7 protein-coding genes are annotated in these 11014 nt (G+C 63.2%); 5 read left to right on the top strand and 2 right to left on the bottom strand.

Translation table 11 applies throughout. The features are described from left to right. Window positions 1-62: 62 nt before the first annotated feature. The 4 genes from PHI64_RS19760 to PHI64_RS19745 all read left to right on the top strand — a co-directional run bounded on the left by PHI64_RS19760 (window position 63) and on the right by PHI64_RS19745 (window position 4033). Complete coding sequence (locus PHI64_RS19760; protein WP_299886765.1) at window positions 63-2099, top strand: DUF637 domain-containing protein; 2037 nt, start codon at window positions 63-65, stop codon at window positions 2097-2099. After that, the gene (locus tag PHI64_RS19755) at window positions 2096-2539 is read left to right on the top strand and encodes a hypothetical protein (protein WP_299886762.1); all 444 of its coding nucleotides are present in this window, start codon (window positions 2096-2098) and stop codon (window positions 2537-2539) included. The genes PHI64_RS19760 and PHI64_RS19755 overlap by 4 nt, the downstream gene beginning before the upstream one ends. A 152-nt stretch (window positions 2540-2691) precedes the next feature. Further along, the gene (locus PHI64_RS19750; protein WP_299886759.1) at window positions 2692-3648 is read left to right on the top strand and encodes a hypothetical protein; all 957 of its coding nucleotides are present in this window, start codon (window positions 2692-2694) and stop codon (window positions 3646-3648) included. Between the two features lie 52 nt (window positions 3649-3700). After that, complete coding sequence (locus tag PHI64_RS19745) at window positions 3701-4033, top strand: hypothetical protein (protein WP_299886757.1); 333 nt, start codon at window positions 3701-3703, stop codon at window positions 4031-4033. A gap of 63 nt (window positions 4034-4096) precedes the next feature. Here the strand turns inward: PHI64_RS19745 and PHI64_RS19740 are convergent, their stop codons facing one another. Together PHI64_RS19740 and glnE are read right to left on the bottom strand one after the other, a co-directional pair. Further along, a complete protein-coding gene (locus PHI64_RS19740) occupies window positions 4097-5095 on the bottom strand; it encodes an esterase-like activity of phytase family protein (protein ID WP_299886775.1) in 999 nt (332 codons plus the stop codon). 75 nt (window positions 5096-5170) lie between these two features. Beyond that, the gene (gene glnE / locus PHI64_RS19735) at window positions 5171-7858 is read right to left on the bottom strand and encodes a bifunctional [glutamate--ammonia ligase]-adenylyl-L-tyrosine phosphorylase/[glutamate--ammonia-ligase] adenylyltransferase (RefSeq protein ID WP_299886754.1); all 2688 of its coding nucleotides are present in this window, start codon (window positions 7856-7858) and stop codon (window positions 5171-5173) included. A gap of 180 nt (window positions 7859-8038) precedes the next feature. Here glnE and PHI64_RS19730 point away from each other — a divergent pair. Continuing rightward, on the top strand, window positions 8039-11014 hold a 2976-nt coding region (locus PHI64_RS19730), incomplete at its 3' end, for a YhdP family protein (RefSeq protein ID WP_299886751.1).

Here is an 11014-nt window from a genome sequence, read left to right as displayed (position 1 = left end):
GGACCGTTTACGGGAATATTTGAGCGGGTGTAATAAACCCTGCGTGAAATAGTGAAATGGGGATGCACCACAATTCCCCTTTCCCCCGCGACGCCACCCTCACCCTCGCCGCCGGCCGCAACACTGAGGACTACATATCACGCAGCTATGGCACAGCCTTTGGTCTGGGCGCAGTGGTTGGCAGTGCAGTCGAAGCCAGCGCAGCCTCGGCAGCCGCTGCCAGTACGACCGCCACAGCTTCGGCCGTTGCCAGTACGGCCGCCGGATCGGCAGCAGCTAGTGCAGCAGCGGGGGCGGCGACAACCGCGGGGCTGACGACCTTGGCGGCACAGGCCACGGTCAGCCTGATCAACAACAAGGGCAACCTCGGCAAAACCCTGAGCGACCTGGGCCGGGAGGAAGCCCTCCGCAGCGTTGCCACCGCCATGGTCACGGCTGGTGCCCTGAGCGCGCTGGCCGGCAGCATCAGCGTTCCCAACGCCGACGGCGGCTTCACTCCGCTGGCCAATGTCAGTGCCAAATCCGACCTGGTCGCCCAGATCGGCAAGAACGTCATCAACAACACCGCCAGCGCGATCATCGACACCGCCATCAACGGCGGTGATCTGGGCGACAAACTGGGCCGGGCCATCACCACCGGCGTCATCGACGCAGCGGGGGCCAGCGCCGCCAACAGCGTGGGCGATCTGAGTGGCTTCAGCAATCGCATGGGCCACCTCGTTGTCGGCTGTGCCCTGGGCGCCGCCAAAGGCGGCGACTGTGGCTCTGGCGCCATCGGCGGCCTGGCCGGCGAACTGGCGGCCGAATGGTATGGCGGCAACCGTGAGCCGGTCAGCGCCACTCAGGCCAGTAGGACAGTGGACGTCGCCCGCCTCTTCGGCGCCCTGGCGGCCACCCTGGTGGGGGGCGATGCTCAGGTCGGGGCCAGTGCGGCGGGGAATGCGGCGCAGAACAATTGGCTCAATCACATCGAAGCACGTCAACTCAGTCAGGCCAAGGAAAAGCTCCAAGCCTGTCAGAGCACCCAATGCCGGAGCGAAGCACAAGCCGAAATCAAAACCCTCGAAGCCCGTGACAAAGCGCGCAACGAAGCACTGGCCGCTGCGTGTACGGCACCCACCAGCACGGCGTGTGCCGAGCAGCGGCGCCAGGTCACCGTCGCTGCAGCAAGCTATGTAGGCCAGTCCGATGGCTTGGATCTATTTGGTGTCATCGGAAAGGAACGCTCGGAGAGCCAAACACTGGCGACCCAGTACAACCTGCGAAGCAGCAATGCAGGCGCATACAACACGCTGACGGGCGCTGCGCAGAGTGTTGTGGGTGGCGTGGTGGGTGCCGCCGAACTGACCGTCACGATGGGCCTGGCCGCCGCGGGCGACCCCCAAGCCCAGGCGCAACTTGGCAACCTCGCCAAGGGACTTGGCAACTTCCTGGCTCATCCGATTGATGCAACTGAAGCGCTCATCTCCAACACCCTTGCGCAAGCGAATGCGCTGGAGGCGCAGGGGAAGACCGACGAAGCGACGCAACTGCGGGCGAAGTTGTTTACCGATGGGGTGCTGACCGTAAGCGGGGCTGGGGCGGTCGTGGCGAAGGTCGGTGGTAAGGTGGTTGGGAACGTCGGGGCTGGGGCAAAGGGTGTAGATGGAGCCGCAAGATCTGGTGTTGCTGATAATGTTTGGCATTCAACGGAATACCCTAGTGCAGTTAAGAATATTTTAGAGTATGGAATAGACCAAAATTATCTCAATCCGAACTCCCGGTTTGGTAAAGCATTTTACGTTGCGGAAGAGCCTGGTACCTCAATAGCAGAAATGAATCATTATGGTGTTGATCCTTTCACGGGAATACGATTTTCCATCGATCATAGTAGAGTAAAATTGTTGGATCTGACGAACCCTGATGTTGCAATGAAATGGGGTTACTCAGGTGGTGAAAAAACAGCGCAAATGAAACAATTGGCAGATCAAGCGAAAGCAAGCGGATACAATGCCATCAGGTTTGTGTCTGAGCGTACGTCGGATGGGGTGAATATAGCTGTTCTAAGTGACTTTAATGAGGTTCTGAAACCACAAATGATTGCGCCGGTGAAAGAATGAAATTAATATTAAAAAGGGCTTGTGTGTGTGAAAAGTGCTCTGCTCGTTTTAATGCTCCAGATTTAGGCGATTATAGCTACGGGGAATTTTTGTTGTGGTCTGCATCAGGTGAGTGCAGGTATTTAAATGCATTTGAAGATGAAACTTACAAAGAGGTTATTGGTATTGTTGATCTTTATGAAAAATTTCATGTTGAAGATGGTTTTGTGCAGGAGGTCTATGGAAGGGTGGCTTGTGATCCAGACGAAAATGGATTTTTTTTTCATATCTCTAATCCACCGTGCCCGCAGTGTGGGTCAACCAATATCGTTTCAGTAGGAGATCAGAGCATGGGGGAGTTCGCAGTAAAGGCGGTAACACACTTTTTATGGAACTCATTAAGTTATGAAGATAAGATAATTAGGTTTAGGGCTGTTGCACTCGAACTCATGAATAAATAGGGGGCGCACCACGGGGAAGTGTCAGAAATTTTGTGTTTGAGGCATACCATACAGCAAAGTCCGCACACTCTTCCCTACAAGTGGGATGGACTACGGAAGGAGCCAAAGTGATCCTAAGACTGTGCAAAGTAGCATTGGCCGGGATCGTTTCCATGCTGATAGGTGCCTCAATTCAAACCTATGCTGCCTCCGAAAATACGGAGGCGTGGTGGCAGCGTTACGGAGATGAGCGGGATGCGCTCTACTCGCACATGAGGCGGTATGGTATCCATCGGGAAGGCGTAGCCGCCATGCGCCGTCTGACAGAGAGTGCTCCGCCCTATTTTGACCCGCATGTGAGTCTTGCTTCAGAAAAGCTCCTTAATCCCGGTGAATATTACCGCTTCGAAATGGATGAATTTATTTTGTCCATGAAGGTGCCAGATATGCGGGCTGTTCCCGGAAATTGGATTTGGCCCTATACCAACACACGAACTCCGGATTCTGGGATGGAAAAGCTGCTTGCGCGAGAGAAAGGCGCACTAAAGGTCGCTAGCCTTGGTTGGTATATTTGTAGAGGTCTTTTTTCGCCTGGTCTCTTCGGGCGCTGCGAGACAGCGGGTATGCTATTTGTATATAGAGTATTGCAGCCCGAAGAGAGGCTGCGGTTTTCCACGCCTGAGCGTTTGCGAGAGCTGTCCGGCGAGGTTTTGAAAAATAGTATTCGTCCGCGAGATGAGGTGGAAAGAGCGATTCAAGCAGGAAGTTTTCTCAGTGGGGCAGGCAACCGGATCCATCTGGATCCTGAATCCGTCGTAATTAATGGACGCGTATGGGTACGTAACGCAATGGATTCGAGCTACGGGCGGCGTTATTCGTATATGACTGCACTGTCCTCAGACCGCATGGTTGGATTTGGTTTTGGGTTGCCGGAGTATGATTACAGTGCAGATCCGGACCCTGCCGCCTACCCCGCTGCAATCAAGAGGGCCTATGCCCTTATGGAGGAGCTTGTTGCCTCCTTACGCATTGCCAGAGTCAATGACGACGGATTGCCCGATCCGTTCGTGATCGAACGGGTTGAACCAGCGCCGCTTCCTGTCCGGGAGAAGTTACAGACGGCCCAATAGGAGCAAGAATTTTCGTTTCTGAAGATGTTCCACTAGCCATGCGACGCTCCCGGTGACCCTTCACGTCCGCCACCCTCTCCGCCACCCCATCCGCGTCTTCGCCCTCCTTGTCGGCGCCTATTTCCTTGCCTTGTCCCCCGCCTTGCTCTGGCCGTCCTATCTCGATAGCCCCGTCGGGGTGCTGGTGGCGCTTCCCTACCTGTCGGTCTATCTCTTTCACGCGCTCGGTGTACCGGGCTTGCTGGTGAATGATGGGGCGTGTGGTTGGGGTTGGTGTGCGCCTACGGTTTTCGGCTGGTGTTTCATCGCGGCCTTCTGGCTGGGGCTGGTGTGGCTGGTGGCCTTGGGGGTGGTTCGTTGGAGGGCGCGTGGGGCAGCGTCTTGACGCGGTCTTTATGAGCAGGAGCTCCTCCCCGCCAGAAGGCGAGGAGGGTATGGCAGAGCTTGCTTACTTCCGGCGACGCAGCATGAAGCCCGTCAGCCCCAGCGCGGCCAGGGCGAGGGTGGCGGGTTCGGGGATCTGCTGGGCCTGGTAGTTGGCGAGGACGTCGCCGGTGATGCCGAGCACGAAGAACTGGCTGGGGTTGGCGGTGGGGGTGCCATTGACGTCCACGGTGTCGAGGAAGTCATTGTCGTTCACCACGATGAGGCTGTGCTGGAGCACGCCGTCCACCCACACGTCGGGGCCGAAGGCGAGGCCTTCGATCTTGGCGGGGATGGTCCGGTCGGTGTAGCCGTTGGCCTTGAGCAGGGCGACCAGGTCGACAAACAGGGTCTTGGTGACGGCCTTGCCGGCGAGGGCGGTGGCGCCGGTGTCGTTGCTCACGTCCTGGGCGCCGCTCAGGTTGATGGTGTAGAGCTTTTTCTGGACGGCTTTGGAGTCGTCGCCGAGGCCTTTGCCGTCGCGCTCGTCGATGATGAATTCGTGGTCGTTGATGGCGACGATTTCGCTGATGGTGCCGTACTTGGGCTTGGCGGCGGTGCCGATGTTGTCGAGCTGGTAGGCGTATTCGTGGGTGACTTTGCCGGTGGCCAGGTCGATGGTGACGATGCGTACGGTGCTGGCGGCGGTGCCCCCGTCCTGGGCCAGGGGGCTCTGCATGACGCCGACCAGGGTCTTGCCGTCGGGGGTGATGGCGAGGCCTTCCATGCCCTTGTTGGTGACGCGGCCGCTGGTATTGGCGGCGATTTCGGCGGCTTCAGTGGCGGCCGGTGTGGTGGCGGCAAACTTCTCCGGCAGGGTGATCACGCCGGTACGTTCGCCAGTGGCACGGTCGAAGCGGTAGATGTAGGGGCCGTATTCGTCGGAGATGTAGACGCTCTTGCCGTCGGCGGCGACGCGGATGCCTTCGAGGTCGAGACGGGCGTTGTTCGGGTTGGTGGAGGTGCCGGTGGCGAAGGCGTCGGAGCGGCCGGTGAAGTAGTTCTGGCCGTTGCTGCCGGTCAGTACAGGTAAGCATAGACACCCCGGCTCGTGTTGCTCGTGTCGAAGACGTTGTCAGACTTGGCTGGACGCTTACTCTCAGCGGGCTGTCCCGAAGACCGCTTGCCATAGAGCCTGCACTTCCGCAGCTGCTTCGGCGAACTGTCCTCGTTCGACCCGGGAGGCCTGGTTGTTGAGGCGCAGGCCGTGTTGCAGGCGGCGGTATTCCCGGTAGGCGTCGGCTACGGTGCCGGCCTGGTCGGCGGGGATCAGGCCCAGGTCGCCGGCCATGTGGAGTAGGGCGATGTTGCCCAGGTTGCCGCACAGGCTGGGGTGTTCGTGGGCGTAGCCCAGCACCAGATACTGGACCATGAACTCCACGTCCACCAACCCGCCCTTGTCGTGTTTGAGGTCGAACAGGTCGGTCTTGTTGGGGTGGCCGTCGGCCATGCGCTTGCGCATGGCCAGCACTTCCTCGCGCAGCTTGGCGAGGTCGCGTTTCTGGCGTAGTACTTCGACGCGAATGGCCTCGAACTTGGCGCCGATGGCCTTGTCTCCGGCGCAGAAGCGGGCCCGGGTGAGGGCCTGGTGTTCCCACACCCAGGCGTTTTCCAGCTGGTACTGGCGGAAGGCTTCTAGGGATACCACCATCAGGCCCGAGTCGCCGTTGGGGCGCAGGCGCAGGTCAGTCTCGAAGAGGTGGCCGGCGGGGGTCTGGGCCGACAGCCAGGTGTTGGTGCGCTGCCCCAGGCGGGTGTACACCTCGGCGGATTCGGGGGCGTCGTCATCGTGGACGAAAACCATGTCCAGGTCGGAGGCGTAGCCCAGCTCCTTGCCGCCGAGCTTGCCGTAGGCCAGTACGGCAAACTTTGGCTCGTCCCGGTGGCGGGTCTTGATCTTGCGCCAGCACATGGTGACGGTGAGGTCCACGATGATGTCGGCGAGGGCCGACAGGAAGTCGGCGTGGCGTTCGACGGTGAGCTTGCCGGCGATGTCTTTGGTGAGCAGGCGGAAAACCTGGGCGTGGTGGGCCTCGCGCATCAGGTCCATCTGGCGCTCCATGTCGGGCTCGATCTCGTCGAGTTGGGCAGCCAGCTGGGTGCGGAAGGCGCTGAGGTCGATTTCTTCTTCCAGCATGCGCGGGTCGAGGGCTTCGTCGAGCAGGATGGGGTGGCGGTTGAGGAACTGGGCGGCCCAGGCCGAGGCGCCCACCAGTTCGGCCACCTTGTGCAGGGTCTGCGGGTATTGCTGCAGCAGGGCCAGGTAGGAGCCGCGCCGGCTGATGGCGTCGAGCATGTCGAGAAGGCGCTCGAAGGTGGCGTTGGGGGCCGGGGTTTCGGCGGCGGCCTCGACGACCCGGGGGATCAGCGGATCAAAGCGGGTCTTGATGGAGGGCGGCATCTGCAGGTAGCGGTTGCCGGTTTTGAGGGTGGCCAGACGGCGGGCGGCGGCGGCCGGGTCGGGGTAGCCGAGGCGTTGGAACTCTTCGCCGCAGCGCTCTTCGTCTCCGGCGCTGGCCCACAGGGTGTCCAGGTCGTGGCCCTTTTCGGTGGGGTCGCCGAATACGCCGTTGAAGTGGCGGGCGACGGCGGAGCGGTGGTCGTCCAGTTCGGCCAGCAGGGCCTCGTAGGAGCCGAAGCCCATGGCTTGGGCGATGATGGCCTGGTCGGCCTCGCTGGTGGGCAGGTTGTGGGTCTGGGCGTCGTCCAGGTATTGCAGGCGATGCTCCACCCGGCGCAGGAAGTCGTAGGCGGCGGCCAGCTCGCGCTCGGCCTCATGGGTGATGATGCCCCGCTCGGCCAGGCGACCCAGCACTTTGAGGGTGGGCTTGATCTGCAGGGAGGTGTCGCGACCGCCGCGGATGAGCTGGAAGACCTGGGCCAGGAACTCGATTTCACGGATGCCACCGGGGCCGAGCTTGACGTTGTTCGCCATGTCCTTGCGGGCCACCTCCCGGCGGATTTGCGCATGCAGGTCGCGCATGGCGTTAATGGCGCCGAAGTCGAGGTATTTGCGGAAGATGAAGGGCCGGGAGATGGCGTTGAGTTCAGCGCTGCGGATGCCCGTCATCACCCGGGCCTTGATCCAGGCGTAGCGCTCCCATTCACGGCCCTGGGTGATGAAGTAGTTTTCGAGCATGTCGAAGCTCGCCACCAAGGGGCCGGATTCGCCGTTGGGGCGCAGGCGCATGTCCACCCGGAAGACCTGCCCGTCGCCGGTGAGGTCGTTGATGGCCTGGATCAGGCCGCGCCCGAGCTTGGTGAAGAACTCGAAGTTGTCGATGATCTTGGGCCCGGCGGTGCTGCCGTCTTCGGGGTACACAAAAATCAGGTCGATGTCTGAAGATACGTTGAGTTCGCGCCCGCCGAGCTTGCCCATGCCGATGATGATGAACTCCTGCTCCCGCCCGTCCGCGGACACCGGGCGGCCGTGGCGCTCCACCAGCTGTTCGCGCAGCACGTCGTGGGCGGCTTCCACGGCGATGTCGGCAAGCAGGGTCATGGTCTCGGTGACTTCAGTCAGGTCGGCCAGGCGGGCGATGTCGCGCACCATCACATGGCAGATCACCCAGGCCCGTAGCTTGCGCAACACCGTCTTGAGGGTGCTGTCGTCCACCTTCTCCTCGCGCAGGTAGTCGCGCAGGGCCGTGGCGTCCAGGGGGGCGGCGATGCTGGCTGCCAGCTTGGCGGCCAGCCAGGGCCGGCTGTCGAGCTGGCGACGCAGGAAGCGGGAGCAGGCGAGGGCGTTGAGGATGGGCTGGGGCAGGGCGATGGGCTGTTCGGACATGGCGTGGGCCGATTGGTAGAATACGGATTCGTTAATGTTCAACCCGTCTTATGTCTGCCGGACTGATTTTCGTCAAGCCTCATGCCGGATGCGTCTGCCTCCGCAGGTCTGTCCGGTTTTTGCGTGATGTTGCCGTCGTCGGGCGGCCATCCGCGACCCTGATGAGCCCTCATCCTGCGCGTGGCTGAAGGCCGCCTGTCCTTTCTCCATCTCCCGCGCCTGTGCCTGCAACGCCTGGCCTGGGTGGGAGTGATCGCCTATTTCGTCTTCGGTCTGGCCTTTCTGGCCTTGCGCCATGGGGTGTTGCCCAAGGTGCCGGAATACCGGGGCGAGGTGGCCCAGATGCTGTCCCGCTCCCTCGGCCTGCCGGTGGATATCACCAGCCTGTCTGCCGACTGGCAGGGCCTGCATCCGCGCCTGCAGATGGGGGGGGTGACGATTCGTGATGCCGCCGGCCAGGCTGCCCTGAGCCTCGACCGGGTGGATGCCGAGGTGGGTTGGAGTTCCCTGTGGCGGATGCGCTTGCGTCTGCACCGGCTGGAGATAGATTCGCCCCAGCTGGCCATCCGGCGCAACGCCGACGGCCAGCTCTTCGTGGCCGGTCTGCCGGTGGCAGCCGGCGGCGATCAGGGCGATTTCAGCGGCTGGCTGCTGGACCAGCGCCAGGTGGTGATCCGCAATGCCCGGCTGGAGTGGACGGATGCCCTGCGGGGTGCAGAAACCCTGGTGCTCGACAAGCTTGAGTTCCGCCTCGACAATCGCGGTGACCACCACCGCTTTGGCCTGCGTGCCCAGCCCCCGGCACGCCTGGCCGCGGCCCTCGACCTGCGGGGCGACCTGCGCGGCCGTGACCCGGCACGGCCTGCCGAATGGCGAGGCGAACTCTATGCCAGCCTCGACTACGCCGATCTGGGGGCCTGGCGGGCTTGGGTGGATTACCCCCTTGACGTGAGTGGCGCTGGCGGTGTCCGCGCCTGGCTGGAGTTTGCCGACGGGCACCTGCTCGGTGCCACCGCCGACTTTGCCCTGCGCGACGCCCGCGTACGCCTGGCGCCGGATCTGGAAGACATTGCCATGACCGAAGCCGCCGGGCGCCTGCGGGCGCGACGCGAAAAAGGCGGGCTGGAGGTCAGCGGCCGCAAGCTGCACCTGCAGACCCGCGACGGTCTGGTGGTGGCTCCCACCGACTTCTTCTTGCGGGTGGTCGAGGCCACGGCCACTGCCTCGGCGCGGGGCGAGTTTGTGGCCAACCAGCTTGACCTGGGCGTGTTGTCCCGCCTGGCGGAGCGCCTGCCCTTCGACGGCGGCCTGCGCAAACGTCTGGCCACCCTGGCCCCGGCGGGGCGGGTGGCGCCGGTGGATCTCAAATGGAGCCTGAAGGACGAGGTGTTGGCCACCTATGCGGTGGATGCCCGCTTTGAGGGGGTGGGCATCGAGCCTCTTGGCGCTTGGCCCGGTTTTGCCGGCATGGCGGGGCGCATTGTCGGCAATGAGAAGGGCGGACGTTTCACCCTGAGCGGGCAGGACGCCGCTCTGGAGCTGCCCCAGGTCTTCCCCGAGCCGCACCTGCGCCTGTCCGAACTGGCTGCCGAGGGCAGTTGGAGTCATCCGGAGGGTGCCCTTGAAGTGACCCTGGCCAGCTCCAGCTTCGCCAATGACGATGCCCGGGGCACCGCCTCCGGGCGCTATCGGGCAACCCCTGACACCCCTGGCCAGATCGACCTCCAGGCCCATCTTACGGAAGCAGACGCCACCGCCGTGTGGCGCTACATTCCCCACGTGGTTGGCAAGCCCGCCCGGGACTGGTTGCAGCAGGCTTTGGTGGGGGGCAAGGCGGCGGATACCCGGCTGGTCCTCAAGGGTGATTTGTCGCGCTTCCCCTTCCGCAACCCGCGGGATGGCAGCTTCCGGGTGGCGGCGCGTATCCGCGACGGGCAACTCGATTACGCCCCGGGCTGGCCGAAGATCGAGGACGTGGCCGGAGAGCTGATCTTCGAGGGCGCCGGCATGACGGTGAAGGCCCGCCACGGGCGCATTTTCGGTGTCGACCTGCAGGACGTCAGCGCCGTGCTGCCCGACTTTGAGACCGATTCGGTCCTCACCGTCCGGGGCAGCGCCCACGGGATCACCCAGGACTTCCTGCGCTTCATCGCCGAGAGCCCGGTGGCCGGCATGATCAACCACTTCACCGACCCCTTCCAGGCCGAAGGACGGGGCAAACTGGACCTGCAACTGGTGCTGCCCCTGCACAAGCTCAACCACTCGAAGGTCAAGGGGGACTACCAGTTCACCCGCAATCAGCTTCAGCTCGATCCGGCCATGCCAGCCCTCACCGAGGCCACCGGGCGGGTCGAGTTTACCGAGAGCCAGCTCAACGTACGCAGCGGTGCCGCGCGCATCTTCGGCGACCCTGTGAGCGTGGCCGGGGGCAGCCGCGCCGATGGCAGCATTCTGCTCAATGCGCAGGGCAGCCTGGGCATGGCGGCCCTGCGCAAGGAGCTGGGCCTGCCCCTGCTCGATCACTTGTCGGGCTCGGCCGCCTGGAAGGGCAGCATCACCGTCATGCCCCGGGGCGGGGTCGAGTTCGTGCTCGACAGCGGCCTGCAGGGGGTCTCGTCGAGCCTGCCCGACCCCCTCAACAAGTCGGCTGCCGGGACGCTGCCCTTCCGTTTCGAGATGAGCGTGCCGCCGGCCGGCGGGGTGCCCGGCGACACCCTCAAGCTGGCGGCCGGGTCAGTGTTCCAGGCCCAGTTCCAGCGCCGCCGGGAAGGGCGACAGATGCTCATCGCGCGGGGCGGCATGGCCCTGAATGAGCCCATCCGGCTGGCCGACAAGGGGGTGCTGGTAGCTGCCCGGGCCGATCGGCTGGATGCCGACGCGTGGCGCAAGGCTCTCGCCGGCAAGTCGACGCCAGGGGCGACCGACAGCGCCGAGAGTGCCAGCGCCTTCCCGCTCTCCGGGCTGGCTCTGCGGGCCGGCGAACTGCTCATCCTGGGCCAGCGCCTGGGCGACGTGAACCTGCGTGCCGTGATGGAGGAGGGCGGCTGGCAGGCCCGCCTCAGCAGCACGGAGGCCAGCGGTGACATCCTGTGGCGCGACCAGGGCCGGGGCCGTCTTCAGGCGCGCTTCAAGCAGCTCTCCGTCGGCTCTGCCCAG

It is taken from the genome of Zoogloea sp., assembly GCF_028689785.1.
GTDB lineage: Bacteria > Pseudomonadota > Gammaproteobacteria > Burkholderiales > Rhodocyclaceae > Zoogloea.
Note: the sequence above shows the minus strand (reverse complement) of the source record. Positions and strands in the feature narration are given on the sequence as shown.